Annotated in this window: 10 protein-coding genes and 2 tRNA genes; 8 read left to right on the top strand and 4 right to left on the bottom strand. The window is 69.3% G+C overall.

The features are described from left to right. Positions 1-70 precede the first annotated feature (70 nt). Complete coding sequence (rpoD, locus tag JJL56_RS15215) at positions 71-2,032, top strand: RNA polymerase sigma factor RpoD (protein ID WP_200485550.1); 1,962 nt, start codon at positions 71-73, stop codon at positions 2,030-2,032. 164 nt (positions 2,033-2,196) lie between these two features. Next, positions 2,197-2,272: transfer RNA gene (locus JJL56_RS15210), tRNA-Ile, on the top strand. 4 nt (positions 2,273-2,276) lie between these two features. Here JJL56_RS15210 and arsN2 read toward each other — a convergent pair. After that, the gene (gene arsN2, locus JJL56_RS15205) at positions 2,277-2,732 is read right to left on the bottom strand and encodes an arsenic resistance N-acetyltransferase ArsN2 (protein ID WP_145626428.1); all 456 of its coding nucleotides are present in this window, start codon (positions 2,730-2,732) and stop codon (positions 2,277-2,279) included. Between the two features lie 124 nt (positions 2,733-2,856). Further along, positions 2,857-2,933, bottom strand: a tRNA-Arg gene (locus JJL56_RS15200). Positions 2,934-3,190: 257 nt separating this feature from the next. Here JJL56_RS15200 and JJL56_RS15195 point away from each other — a divergent pair. The 5 genes from JJL56_RS15195 to JJL56_RS15175 all read left to right on the top strand — a co-directional run bounded on the left by JJL56_RS15195 (position 3,191) and on the right by JJL56_RS15175 (position 9,296). After that, positions 3,191-3,637 (top strand): hypothetical protein, encoded by a 447-nt coding sequence (locus JJL56_RS15195; protein WP_186452961.1) that lies wholly within the window; start codon positions 3,191-3,193, stop codon positions 3,635-3,637. A 23-nt stretch (positions 3,638-3,660) separates the two neighbouring features. Further along, the gene (locus JJL56_RS15190; protein WP_137138938.1) at positions 3,661-4,314 is read left to right on the top strand and encodes a phosphatase PAP2 family protein; all 654 of its coding nucleotides are present in this window, start codon (positions 3,661-3,663) and stop codon (positions 4,312-4,314) included. A gap of 186 nt (positions 4,315-4,500) precedes the next feature. Further along, the gene (locus JJL56_RS15185) at positions 4,501-7,884 is read left to right on the top strand and encodes a DEAD/DEAH box helicase (protein ID WP_200485549.1); all 3,384 of its coding nucleotides are present in this window, start codon (positions 4,501-4,503) and stop codon (positions 7,882-7,884) included. A gap of 108 nt (positions 7,885-7,992) precedes the next feature. Beyond that, positions 7,993-8,532: a hypothetical protein gene (locus JJL56_RS15180; RefSeq protein WP_145626431.1), complete on the top strand. Its 540-nt coding sequence runs from the start codon at positions 7,993-7,995 to the stop codon at positions 8,530-8,532. After that, positions 8,529-9,296 (top strand): endonuclease III domain-containing protein, encoded by a 768-nt coding sequence (locus JJL56_RS15175; protein ID WP_345772583.1) that lies wholly within the window; start codon positions 8,529-8,531, stop codon positions 9,294-9,296. Before JJL56_RS15180 ends, JJL56_RS15175 begins: the two co-directional genes overlap by 4 nt. Positions 9,297-9,483: 187 nt before the next feature. Here the strand turns inward: JJL56_RS15175 and JJL56_RS15170 are convergent, their stop codons facing one another. After that, a complete protein-coding gene (locus JJL56_RS15170) occupies positions 9,484-9,747 on the bottom strand; it encodes a hypothetical protein (RefSeq protein WP_145626432.1) in 264 nt (87 codons plus the stop codon). 193 nt (positions 9,748-9,940) lie between these two features. Here JJL56_RS15170 and JJL56_RS15165 point away from each other — a divergent pair, with 193 nt between their 5' ends. Beyond that, a complete protein-coding gene (locus JJL56_RS15165) occupies positions 9,941-12,592 on the top strand; it encodes a glycosyltransferase (protein ID WP_200485548.1) in 2,652 nt (883 codons plus the stop codon). A 67-nt stretch (positions 12,593-12,659) separates the two neighbouring features. Here the strand turns inward: JJL56_RS15165 and JJL56_RS15160 are convergent, their stop codons facing one another. After that, complete coding sequence (locus JJL56_RS15160) at positions 12,660-13,481, bottom strand: hypothetical protein (protein WP_145626434.1); 822 nt, start codon at positions 13,479-13,481, stop codon at positions 12,660-12,662. Between the last annotated feature and the right edge of the window lie 87 nt (positions 13,482-13,568).

Genomic DNA, 13,568 nt, shown 5'->3' with positions numbered 1-13,568 from the left:
CGACAGCGGGGGGCCGCTGCGATGCGTGCTATGGGTTTTTATAATGGGGTAATGCGGGGGCATCGATCGCATGGCCACGAAAGCTGCGAACAGCGTTGAAGTTTCCGAAGCCCGGGACGAGGCCGGCGACGGCCCGCTCATGGACGGCATGGGTCTTGCCGTCAAGAAGATGATCGCCCGCGGCAAGGAGCGTGGCTACGTCACCTATGACGAGCTGAACGCTGCCCTGCCGCAGGATACATCGTCTTCCGAGCAGATCGAAGACACGATGGCCATGCTCTCCGAGATGGGCATCAACATCGTCGAATCGGAAGAGCAGGACTCGGAAGGCAACGCCAACGCCGACGGCGAGGGCGAAGGCCGGTCCGCCGGCAATCTGGACGACGACGACATCGGCCGCACCGACGACCCCGTGCGCATGTATCTGCGCGAGATGGGTTCGGTCGAGCTGCTGTCCCGCGAGGGCGAGATCGCCATCGCCAAGCGCATCGAGGCCGGGCGCGAGATGATGATCGGGGCGATCTGCGAATCGCCGCTGACCATCCGCGCCATCCTCGAGTGGCATGACGCCCTCATGGAAGGGAAGATGCTGCTGCGCGACATCATCGATCTGGACGCCACCTACGGTGGCGGCCCGGACGGTGAGGAGATCCCCGAAGGTCTGGCCGAGCCGGTGGAAGCCGCTCCGGAGGCGACCGAGGAGGAGCGTCCGCCGCGCCCCGAGGGCGAAAGCGAGGAGGAAGGCGACGAGGACGGCGACAACAGCCTGTCCCTGTCGGCCATGGAAGCCGCGCTGAAGCCGCAGGTCATCGAGACCTTCGAGAAGATCAAGGCCACCTACGACAAGCTGCACAAGCTGCACGAGGGCCGCATCGCGGCCATCCAGCGCGGCGAGGATGTGGCCAAGCAGTCGGACAAGAAGTACGACAAGCTCAAGACCGAGATGGTCGAGCTGATGAACACGGTGCGTCTGAACAACCAGCGCATCGAGCAGCTTGTCGAGCAGCTCTACGCCCTGAACCGCAAGCTGACCGGCTTCGAAGGCAAGCTTCTGCGCATGGCGACCGACTGCCGCGTGAAGCGCGAGGACTTCCTCAACCACTATTTCGGGCACGAGCTCGACCCGAACTGGCTGGAGCGCATCCGCGGCCTGAACCCCAAGACCTGGGGCAAGTTCTACGACAAATACGAGGCCGACATCCGCAAGACGCGCGACGGCGTGTCGAGCATCTCGGATGAGGCCAAGCTGCCGATCAGCGAGTTCCGCCGCATCGTCTCCACCGTCCAGAAGGGCGAGAAGGAGGCGAGCCGCGCGAAGAAGGAGATGGTCGAGGCCAACCTGCGCCTCGTGATCTCCATCGCGAAGAAGTACACGAACCGCGGCCTGCAGTTCCTGGATCTGATCCAGGAGGGCAACATCGGCCTGATGAAGGCGGTGGATAAGTTCGAGTACCGGCGCGGCTACAAGTTCTCGACCTACGCGACGTGGTGGATTCGTCAGGCGATCACCCGCTCGATCGCCGACCAGGCGCGGACCATCCGCATCCCGGTCCACATGATCGAGACGATCAACAAGCTGGTCCGCACCAGCCGCCAGATGCTGCACGAGATCGGCCGCGAGCCGACCCCGGAGGAGCTGGCGGAGCGTCTGATGATGCCGCTGGAGAAGGTCCGCAAGGTCCTGAAGATCGCCAAGGAGCCGATCTCCCTCGAAACGCCGATCGGCGACGAGGAGGATTCGCATCTCGGCGATTTCATCGAGGACAAGAACGCGGTCCTGCCGCTCGACGCCGCCATCCAGGCGAACCTGCGCGAGACGACGACCCGCGTCCTGGCCTCGCTGACCCCGCGCGAGGAGCGTGTCCTGCGCATGCGCTTCGGCATCGGCATGAACACCGACCACACGCTGGAAGAGGTCGGCCAGCAGTTCAACGTGACGCGCGAGCGCATCCGTCAGATCGAGGCGAAGGCCCTGCGCAAGCTGAAGCACCCGTCGCGGTCGCGCAAGCTGCGCAGCTTCCTCGACACCTGAGGGTTCCTTGGGGCGGAAGCTCCGCACGGAATGCTGTCGTATGGAAAGCGGGGGGCCTTCGGGTCCCCCTTTTCATTTTTGGGCGCCTTCATTTTGGTTGCGGCCCCTCTCGAACGGGGTTGCATAAACTCCCGGTTCTGGGCACATTCGGCATCCCTTGGTGGGGGCCTGTAGTTCAGCGGTTAGAACGCGCCGCTCATAACGGTGTTGTCGTCGGTTCGAATCCGGCCGGGCCCACCAATCTTCAACGGGTTGGCTGAACGAGATCGCGGCGCAGACAGACGGCGCTGGCAGGGCAGAGGCCGGCGAACTGCGCACTGGCGCGGATACCCGGCGGCGCCTCGCTCCGCTCCGCCCATTCGAAGCCGATGCGCTCGAAGAGGCCGGCGGCGTCTGTGGTCAGCAGCCACAACCGGTTCAGGCCGAGCATCACGGCCTCGTGGCAAATCGCCTCCGCCACCATACGCCCATTGCCCTTGCGGCGCCGCTCCGGCAGGACGACGACCGAGCGGAGAAGTCCGTCGCGTTCGTAGACCTCCAGGCCGCCATAGCCCACAAGCCCGTCGGGACCGTCCAGGCGCCAGAAACACCGCCCTGCGGTGGCGATGTCCTCGTTCGGCAACCCTGCGGAGGCGAGAAGGGCGGCGAGCGCCGGCAACCCATCCATCGTCAGCGGCGTGGCCGCAAGTGGTCCCGTCATGACGGCTCCCTCCGGTTCAGCGCACACGCTGGAAACAGCGAAAACGCCGTCGGATCGATTGATCCAACCGCGTGCATCAGAATATTATGGAGAGGATTTTGCAAGCTTTGCAAAGAAAGGAGAGTGGCGCGCCCGAAGAGATTCGAACTCCTGACCCCCAGATTCGTAGTCTGGTGCTCTATCCAGCTGAGCTACGGGCGCTTCTCTCTGCCGCGGCGCCGGCGGGGCCGTCGTCTGCGGTGGCGCGGTTTTTAATCGCGGCGTGACCGGAAGGCAACCAAAATCGTCCGGCTCGTGAAATTTTTCCGGCAAGGGGATGTCAGCCCTTTGACGGACTACAGAATGGCGGCGGTTGGGCTTACCTTGGCGTGGAGAACGATTAGCCAGAAGGGCATTTGAGAACAGCTATGGGCATGACGTTTCTAAGCCGCGCCGTTATCGGGCCGGTGGGGTTGCTGATGGCACTTTCCGTGACGGCAACGATCGGGGCGGCGCAGGCGGCGGACGACCGGGCCGGCGCCGCGGTGCTGGTGTCCGCGGCCATCGGCAACGAGGTCGTCCAGATGGTCGAGCTCGGTCCGAAGGTCATCCAGGTGACCGTCAACGACCGCGTCGTCTATGAGGACCGCGAGGGGCGCACCCTGTCCTTCGTGAACGCCTACAACATGGAAGGGCGCTGGCTGGTGCTGCTGCAGGAGAGCGTGGACGGCAAATGCGCCGCGCGCTTCCGCGTGCTCGACCTCGGCGGAACCAAGCCCTCCGTCTCGCTGCCGTTCGGGACCTGCAGCGACGCACCGAAGGTGGAGCAGGCCGACCGCACGCTGACCGTCTCGCTGCCCGCTTCCGATGGAAAGAGCACGGCCGCCTGGAACTACCGCGACGGGATGCTCGTTCGCATGCGCTGAACGGAAAGGGAGCGGCGAGGACCGTGGGACATCTGAACCTCTGGCACGTCAACAAGGCGATCTCGCTTCTCGGCAGCACGTCCTTCGTGCTGCCGGTGGCGGGCATCCTGATCGTGATGCTGTGGCGGCGCCATTCGGCGGTCTCGGCGGCGCGCTGGCTGGCCGTATTGGCCATGCTGATGGGCTCGGTGGCGCTTCTGAAGATCCTGGGCCACGCCTGCGGCATCCGCCTGTTCGACGACCGGCTGACCAGCCCCAGCGGTCACGCCGCCCTCGCCGCCGCCGTCTACGGGGCGGTCGGGGTGATGGCGGCGCGCTCGTTGGACGGCTGGCGGCGTGGCGTGGTGGTCCTGGGCGCCCTTGGCCTGGTCGTGGGCGTGGCGGCCTCGCGCATCCTGCTGCGCTACCATTCGGTGACGGAGGTGGTGGTCGGCCTCGTCCTCGGCGGGCTGGCGGTGGCGGCCTTCGCGCAGAGCTTCAACCGGCTGACCCCGTCCCGTCTGAACCTCAGCCCGTTGGTCCTGGCGCTGGTCGTGCTGTTCGGCGTCGCCACCTACGCGCTCGGCGACCGCACCAACGCGGAGCCGATGCTGAAGCATTTCGCCTATCTGCTGCGTGAGGAATCTCCGGTCTGCGGCCCGATGCCGCCGCTGAACAGTTTCCTCGAACGGCTCTAGCGGGTGTTTTCCTTGCCGGATGGCGCCGTTGTCCACGGCTGGTCTTCCCTGGACTTGGCAACCGGAATGTTTGCCTTGCGGTGCCGGTTCAGGGTTGAGAGCGGGCTTGCGACGGGGCATGGTGTGGGCTTATACCGACGCCCCCGTTCCTGACCCGTTCTGCTTTTTCGGTATCCCTTCCGCCCCATGTCGCTGTTCGGCCCCCTTCCACGCGCCGCCGCCACCGCCAGCGCGACGGTTTCCTTTTCGCAGGAGGATCTGGCGCGCGTCTTCGATGCGAAGACGCTGCAGCGCGGGCGCACGCTCATCCTGACCGGGGCGGTGACGCTGCTGGAGGCGGAGGGGCGGATCGCCGCCACGGTGACCGATCTCGGCCGGACTCTGTCGGTGACGGTTGTCCCGGTGCGCGGGCGCAGCCGGGTGGTCTTCGACAAGAGCTGCACTTGCGGGCGGAATGCCTGCGCCCACATGGCCGCGGCGGCGCTGATGACGCTGGACGCCCGGCCGGAAGGGCGGCAGATGTCCCTGTTCGACGCGCCGCCGGCCGCGTCGCAACCCGTGCTCCAGGCGGTGTCCGACCCGGCCCCCGCGCCGTCGCCGATTGCTGAACCGGCGCCTTTGCCTCCCTCACCGCCACCTCCCCCCGATCCGGTGCTCAGCGTCCGCTGGACCCTGGAGCCGGGCAAGGACGACGCGGCCATGTTCGTCTCCGCCGTGATCGCGGTGGAGGGGGCAGGGGAAGGCGACGACGTGTCCACCCCGGCCAGCCCGCGCGACGTGCTGGCCCGCGCGCCGCGCAGCCTGGACGGCGACGTGGACCGCGCCATCGCCCGAATGCTGGGCGGCGGCGGGGTGGTGCGCACGCCGGTCGCCAAGAGCCGCGGCGACGTGGTGGACCGCATCCTGCGCCGGCTGCTCGGCTGCGGGCGGCTGCGCTGGCGCGGCGGCACTGTGCTGGTGGAGGGGGCGGCGCTGACCATCCGCGCCTTCCGCGACCCGGCCACCCGCAAGCTGCGCCCGACCGGCCTGCCGCCCGGCGCCGCGCTGATCAAGGGGCTGGGCTACTGGTGCGTCGATCCGAAGGCCGGCACCGTCTTTCCCGTCGAGTTGCAGGTCGTCGAGGTGCCGAAGCCCAAGGCCGCGGTCGCTCCGTCCACCGCGAAGATGGCGCCCACGAAGGCGGTGCCCCTGAAGGCCTCCGCCCGGCCCGCGCCGGCGCGATCGGCGCCCGAGCGTCCGGACTTCCCGGCGGCCTCCGCCTTCGCCGCGGGCATGCCCGGCGGCGTGCGCATGGGCTCCGACCCCGCCGCGACCATCGTGGAGCGCGACCCGCGCGTCGTCGCCCGGCTGGGTCGGGTGGTGTCGCCCGACGGCGGACTGGTGGACGTGCTGCGGCTGGCCTTCGATTATGGCGAGGACGATTCGCCCTCGGAGATCGAGCCCGACGACCAGCGCCAGTTCGCCCGCGTCGAGGAGCCCGCCGGGGCGGTCTTCGTCCGCCGCGACAAATCGCTGGAGCAGGGGGCGCTGGACCGTCTCGCCGCCTTCGGCTTCGCCCAGGCGCGGATCGAGCCGCCCAAGGGCCAGTTGAACGCCCGCGGCACCCGCGTCCACTGGCTGACCGGCAAGGACGCCGACGAGCGCTGGTCGGCCTTCCTGACCACCGAGGTGCCGGCCCTGCGCAAGGATGGCTGGACCGTCGAGATCGGCGCCGACTTCGGAACCCGCGTCGTCGAGGCGAACGAGGAGGTGGCGGTCGCCGTGCGCGATTCCGGCGACGGCTGGTTCGATCTCGACGTCGGCGTGGAGATCGACGGGGAGCGCCGCGCCCTGCTGCCCATCCTGGCGACCTTGATCGAGCGCGGCGGCATGGACGCGACCCGCGTCATCGACGGGCGCGCCCATCTGGTGCTGGACGACGGCAACGTCCTGGCCCTGCCGGCAGAGCGGGTCGAGCGGCTGATGAGCGTCCTGGAGTCCATGCTGGAGAGCGGGCGGCGGCTGGACGACACGCTGAAGGTGCCGCTGACCGAGGCTGACGGGCTTCTGGACATCGACGACCTGATCGCCCGGCGCACCGAGGACACCGGCCAGATCGACCGCTACCTGCGCACCATCCAGGAGCAGGAGATGCCGGCGGAGATGGACCCGCCGCCGGGCTTCCAGGGGACGCTGCGCGACTACCAGCGCGTCGGCCTCGCCTGGATGCAGGGGCTGCGGGCCAACCGGGTGGCCGGCATCCTGGCCGACGACATGGGGCTGGGCAAGACCGCCCAGACGCTGGCCCACATCGCCATGGAGGAGGAGGAGGGCCGGCTGACCGACCCTTGTCTCGTCGTCGTGCCGACCAGCCTCGTCCCCAACTGGGTGGCCGAGGCGCAGCGCTTCACGCCGCGCCTGCGGGTGGTCGTCCTGCACGGGCTGGACCGGCACGAGAAGCTGGGCGACCTCGACCGCGCCCACATCGTGGTGACCACCTACGGTGTGGTGGGCCGCGACGTCGAGATGCTGAAGCGCCGGACGTGGCACCTGCTGATCCTGGACGAGGCGCAGGCCATCAAGAACCCCGACAGCAAGGCGACCCGCGCCGTCTGCGCGCTGAACGCCCGCAACCGGCTCTGCCTGTCCGGCACGCCGGTGGAGAACAATCTCGGCGAGTTGTGGAGTCAGTTCGCCTTCCTGATGCCCGGCCTGCTCGGCGACCGCAAGGAGTTCGGGCGCCGCTACCGCACGCCCATCGAGAAGCGCGCCGACGGCACCCGCGCCAAGCAGCTGATGCGCCGCATCCGCCCCTTCCTGCTGCGCCGCACCAAGGAGGCCGTGGCGAAGGAGTTGCCGCCGAAGACGGAGGTGGTGGTGCGCATCGACCTGGAGCCGGCGCAGCGCGACCTCTACGAGACCATCCGCCTGTCGGTGAACGAGACGGTGCGGGCGGCGCTGGCGGTCAGCGGCGTGTCGCGCAACGCCATCACTATCATCGACGCGCTCCTGAAGCTGCGTCAGGTCTGCTGCGATCCGCGTCTGGTGAAGATCCCCGCCGCCGGCAAGGTGAAGGAGACGGCCAAGCTCGACGCGCTGACCGACATGGTGCTGGAGATGGTGCCGGAGGGCCGCCGCATCCTGATCTTCTCGCAGTTCACCTCCATGCTCGACCTCATCAAGTTGCGGCTGGAGGAGGCGAAGATCGGCTATGTCGAGCTGACCGGGCGCACGCTGGACCGCGCGGAGCCGGTCAACCGCTTCCAGAACCGCGAGGTGCCGGTCTTCCTCATCAGCCTGAAGGCGGGCGGCCGCGGCCTGAACCTGACGGCGGCGGACACGGTGATCCACTACGATCCCTGGTGGAACCCGGCGGCGGAGGATCAGGCGACCGACCGCGCTTACCGAATCGGGCAGGACAAGCCGGTCTTCGTCTACAAGCTGATCGCCGCCGACACGGTGGAGGAACGCATCCTCGACTTGCAACGGCGCAAAGGCAACCTGTCGGACGCAACCATCGAGGGCACCGGTCTCATCAGCGCACTTGAAGGCGGGGACATCGACTATCTGCTGGGTAGGGCGGCGGACTGACCGTACCCTCGGGGTTACCGCCCTTCCCGGTCTGGCCTTCGCCGGTCCATGGCATAGATCCTTGACGACGAAAGCACTGCGTTCGTTTCCCTTGCAGCGGGGAGGGCCATGGCATCGACGAAGCGGGACACCGCACCCGATCCGGAACGGCTCATCGGCGCGTGGCGCGACGCCGCCGCGGACGCCCGCCGTTGGCGTGACGATCCGGACCGCGTGGCCGCCCTGAGGGCGGCGCGCACCCGCCTGCACCAGCCGCCGCCACCGCCGCCGCGCCCGCCCCAGCGGGTGCTGGCCGACGAGTTGCACGCCGCCCGCGCCGCCTGGGAAGAAGGGCAGGGGCTGGACGGCACCGCCCGCGCCCTGGCCTACGCCAACCTGAAGCGCTGGGAGCCGGGCTTGTTCGGCTACAGCGAGACGCAGCGTTCCACCGCCGGCAAGATCGCCGCGTCGGAAGCGGCGGAGTCGCGGCGCGATGCGCAGGAGCGGGCGGAGGCCCAGGCCCTGATCCGCGCCTTCCGCCGGGTCCAGGACCGCGCCCGCAGCACCGCCCGCGCTGTTCAGGCCGACCCCCGCGCCCGCGCCATGGCGGCCGACGAGGGGCTGATGCTTCCGGATGGCGGCCGGTCCCGTGGTGTGACGGCGCCGTGAGGCGGCGCCTCAAGACCAGCGACGACCAGGCGTCCTTCACGCTGTCGCCCACGGCCTTGCCCGATGAGAAATTGCTGGAGATCCACCGCCGGCTCTGCCTGATTTTCGGCTGCCCGATCGCCTATTTCCGCGCGCTCGACCCGCTCAGCGAGCTGGTGTCCTCGCTGCTGTCGCACCGCACGCGCAACGCGGCGTCCGGAGCGGCCTTCCGCGCCTTGCGGGCGCGCTGGGGGGAGGATTGGGCCGCCGTCCGCGACGCCGACCCGGCGGAAGTCGAGGCGGTCATTGCTGGCGTCACGTGGCCGGAACAGAAGGCGCCGCGCATCCAGGCGATCCTTCGGCGGATCACGGAGCTGCGCGGCGAACTCTCCCTGGATTTCCTGGCGGAGATGACGGTGCCGGAGGCGCGGGTCTGGCTGCAGGCGCTTCCCGGCGTCGGTCCGAAGACCAGCGCCGCGGTGATGAGCTTCAGCAGCCTGCGCCGTCCTGCTTTGCCGGTGGACAGCCACCATCACCGCGTCGCGGTGCGCACCGGGCTGATCCCGCCCAGCGTGGCGGTCGGCCCGTCGCACACCATCCTGGAGGCGCGGCTTCCCCCGGAGTGGACGGCCCAGCAGATCTACGACCATCACGAGGTGATGATGCTGCACGGGCAGCGGGTCTGCTTCTACCGCAACCCGGCCTGTGAGCGGTGTGTCCTGCTGGATGTGTGTCCGGAGGGGCAGGGGCGGTTGGCGGGTGGGTCGTCGGCTGAGGGGGCGTAGCCGATTATTGCCCCCACCCTAACCCTCCCCCGCTCACGCAGGGGAGGGAACTGCCGTCACTTCGCGGAAGGCACCCTCCCCTGCGGCAGCTCTCGCGCAAACCAAAGGTTTGCGCTGACGCGGCAGGCGGACCTTTGGTCCGCCGGGAGCGGGGGAGGGCCGGGGTGGGGGCACGTTTCCAGGGTGTTCAATTCACCAGCGGCGGGCGGCGCATGCCCGGCAGGGGCGAGGGGGTGCTTCGTTGCTGTGGGCGTTCACCCGTGGCGGCCTGTTCGGCGGCGTCGAGCATGGCTTCGGCCTGCTTCTGCACGGCGGCGGCGCGGGCCTGGTCCATGGGATCGGTGCTTTCCTTCCGGACATAGCTAGCGGCCTGCTCGGCGAGGTCGAGGGTTTCGACCACCTCGTCCATCGTTTCCTCCAGCGCGGTCACATCGACCTTTTTGCCGGTCATGTCGTCGTCTCCCGTCGTTGCGGTTGGTGAAGCCAACAGGAGCGGAGCGGTCGCCGTTCCCGATTTGGTAACCCTGGCGGTGGACGGAGAAAAAAATCGACGCGGGCGCGGGAATAGTTTTTTGCAGCGCACGTTCGTCAGTGTGTCCGGTGGCGCCCGCCACCCATCTCACCCAGGCTTGCGAAATCCCCACATGAGCAACCCGAAGCGTTCGATCCGGTCTGCGGCCTTGGCCGCGGCGATGCTCGCCGTGACTGCCGGCCACGCGTCCTTCTGGTCCTGGCGCAACGCGCCCACTCCTGTGGACGCCGTGCCGGGTCGCATCGAATCCGTCTCCTACTCCCCCTCGGGCCGCAGCTACGACCCGAACCACCAGCCGGTGGTCGATGCGGTGGAACTGGACCGGGACATGACCGCCATCGCCGGCTTCGCCGACGGTGTGCGCACCTATTCCACGCTCGGCTCCCAGGGCGACGTCCCGGCCATCGCGGCCAAGCACGGCCTGGACGTCACGCTGGGCGTCTGGCTGAGCGACGACAAGGCCCGCAACGAGCGCGAGGTCGCCCGCGCCATCGTGCTGTCCCGCACCGTGCGCGGCATCGAGCGCGTCGTGGTCGGCAACGAGACGCTGCTGCGCGCCGAGCTGACCGACGCGGAGCTGGCCTCCTACATCCGCCGCGTCCGCGCCGGCGTGCCGAAGCACATCAAGGTCGGCACCGCCGACGTGTGGTCGGAGATCGTCAAGGCCAAGGAAACCATCGCGGCGTCCGACTACATGGGCGTCCACGTCCTGCCCTACTGGGAAGGCGTGCCCGTGGAGAACGCGCTGACCTGGATCCGCGACCGGCTGGACACCGTGCGCAAGGCGCATCCGGGCAAGCCGCTGTTCGTGGGCGAGGTCGGCTGGCCGTCGGGCGGCGAGAACTTCCACGACGCCTACCCGACGCCGCAGGCCCAGGCCTTCGTCGTCCGCAACTTCGCCGCCGAGGCGGGAATGCTGGGCATCGACTACAACGTGGTCGAGGCGTTCGACGGCGTGTGGAAGTCCAGCATCGAAGGCTCGCCCGGCCCGACCTGGGGCGTGCTCGACGCCGACCGTGCGCCGAAATGGCCGCTGGCCGGCGATGTCCCGGCGCCCTGGGGCGACCGTGCGGGCGCCGCCGTGGCGCTGGCCCTCGGCCTCGCCCTGTCGGCCTTCGCCGCCTTCCGCCGCCGCACCAACATGACCTACGCGCTGGCCGCGTCGGTGGGTGCCAACATCGTCGGCTTCGGCGTCGGCTCGGCCGTCGCCGGCGCCTACGCCGAATACTTCACCTTTGGCGCCGCAACCACCTGGGGCTCCGCCTTCCTGCTCGGCGCCCTGATGATGTCGGTGGCCTTCGCCGACCTGACCGAGGTGGCCCGCCGCCTGTTCACCGGCCGCGCCCCGGCCCTGCTGCCGCGGGTTCCCGCGGTGCCGGAGCACAAGCCGATGGTGTCCGTGCACATCGCCGCCTGCCGCGAGCAGCCGGACGTGCTGGCCGCCACGCTGACCTCGCTGGCCCGAGTCGACTACCCGGACTACGAGGTCGTCGTCCTCATCAACAACACCGAGGACGAGGCGTTGGTCCGCCCCGTCGAGGAGCTGTGCGCCGAGCTGGGTCCGAAGTTCAAGTTCCACTGGTACAAGCAGATTTCCGGCTTCAAGGCTGGCGCGCTGAACGCCGCGCTGCGCCACACCGACCCGCGCGCCGAGATCGTCGCCGTGCTCGACGCCGACTACACGGTGGAGCCGGACTGGCTGAACAAGCTGGCCCCGACCTTCGCCGAGCCGCGCGTCGGCATCGTCCAGGCGCCGCAGGAGCACCGCGACGGCCATGAGACGCCGCTTAAGGCCGCCATGACCGCCGAGTACCGCCCCTTCTTCGACGTCGGCATGCAGGAGGGTCTGACCTCCCAGGCCTTCGTCTGCCACGGCACGATGATCATGCTGCGCCGCTCCGCCATGGAACAGGTCGGCGGCTGGTCGGAAGAGGGCATCTGCGAGGATACGGAGCTGGGCATCCGCATCCTGTCGGCCGGCTACCGCGCCGCCTACACGGACGAGCGTCTGGGCCAGGGCCTCGCCCCCGACAACTTCATGCAGTTCCGCAAGCAGCGCGACCGCTGGGTCTTCGGCTCCACCCAGATCCTGCGCGCCCACTGGCGGAAGTTCCTGCCCGGCGCCACGGAGCTGACGCTCGGCCAGAAGATCGGCTACCTGACCAACTGGGCGCGCTGGTGGTCCGACGCGGTGGGCGTGCTGGCCGCCGGTGCGGCGGTCACCTGGACCTTCGCCTCGCTGGTCCTGCCGCTGCACCTGCCGCCGGTCCAGGCCACCGCCGCGGTGCTGGGCGCCCTGGTCCTGCGCGCCGGGTCGAGCCTGCTGGCCTCGCGCTACGCCTCCGGCAACTCCTGGAAGGAGAGCGTCGGGGCCTGCGCCGTCGGCATGGCGCTGTCCACCACGGTGGCGCTCGCCGCCCTGCGCGGCGTGGTCCGCAAGCGCGATGCCTTCCGCGTCACCGCCAAGGGCGGCAAGCGGACCCAGGGCGCCTTCTGCGCCAAGCCGGAAGCCTGGCTGTCGGGTGCGCTGCTGGTCTCCGCCGTCACCGCGTGGTTCGCCAACCCGCTGGGCACCCTGTCGCTGGAGCTGTGGGCGATCCTGCTGACCGCGATGGCCGTGCCAAACCTGATGGCCGTGGGCCTCGCGATCGGCGACATGCTGCCCGCCGGCACCCCGCGCCCGGCGCCGCTGCCCGCCCCACAGGGTGTGGTCCAGCCCGCCGCCACCCCGGCCAAGGCCGCCAACGAGCCGGTCGCCGCGTAACCTCTCGACTTTGAACGGGAAAAAAGCCCCCTTGCCGCCCGCAAGGGGGTTTTTCTTTTCCAGCGTCTCAGCGCTTGCCCTTCTTGCCCTGGATGCTGGTGATCTGTTGGGTGGCGAGGTTGCCCTGACCGATGGCGGCGTTGAAGGCGCTGCCGACGTTGTTGAACTGGATGCCGCCGCTGGCCAAAGCCGCGGGCAGATGCGGCAGCGGGCCGAAGTTGCTCATCACCGGGTCGAAGAAGCCCTCGGGCGGCGGGCCGCCGTTGCCGGTGGTCACGCCCGGCTGCGGTTTGGGTGGGGGGGCTTTGGCCTGCACCGGGGCGGGCGTCTGGCCAGCGGGGGCCGGCGTGGCGGCCTGTTCCGCGGCTCCGCCGCCGTCATTGCCGCCAGCGACGCCACCGCCGGAGCCATCCGCGCCCTGGAAGATGAACTGTTCCGTCACGTTGCTGTCGCCGAAGGACAGGGCCAGCGAACTGTCGAAGTTGTTCACGATGAAGGGCGCATCGATGAAGGTGAAGTTCGGCACGATGGGCTCCGGCGGCGGCTGGCGGCTGGCGGCCAGCGCCTGACCCTTGTTGAAGCCGCCCAGGAAGCCGGCGTCGCCGCGGATCTTGGCGATGGCCTGCTGGTGTTTGGCCTGCCGGCTGACGTTGGGGTTGGTCACCGTCGCCCCCGGAGGCGCGCCGCGCTGGGCGGCGTTGACGAAGACGGGCTGACGCGGCAGCAGCGGCGGCATCCCCATGCCCATGCCCATCGACATGCCGACCGCCGCACCCAACTGCGGGTTCACAGAGAAGCCGCCCGCGTCCTGGGCGGCGGCGGTTCCGCCCAGCAGCGCCAGGGTGGCGAGGCCGGACAGCAGCGGCGCGAAGCGGCGGATGCGGATCATGGCGGGGGCTCCTCTGTTCGGCGGTGTGCGCTGATCCTAAGGCGGCCGACCGGGGAGCCGCTGTGAGGCGGGCCACAGGTGCCGTGT

This window comes from Azospirillum aestuarii (assembly GCF_016632405.1).
Taxonomy (GTDB): Bacteria; Pseudomonadota; Alphaproteobacteria; order Azospirillales; family Azospirillaceae; genus Azospirillum; species Azospirillum aestuarii.
Note: the sequence above shows the minus strand (reverse complement) of the source record. Positions and strands in the feature narration are given on the sequence as shown.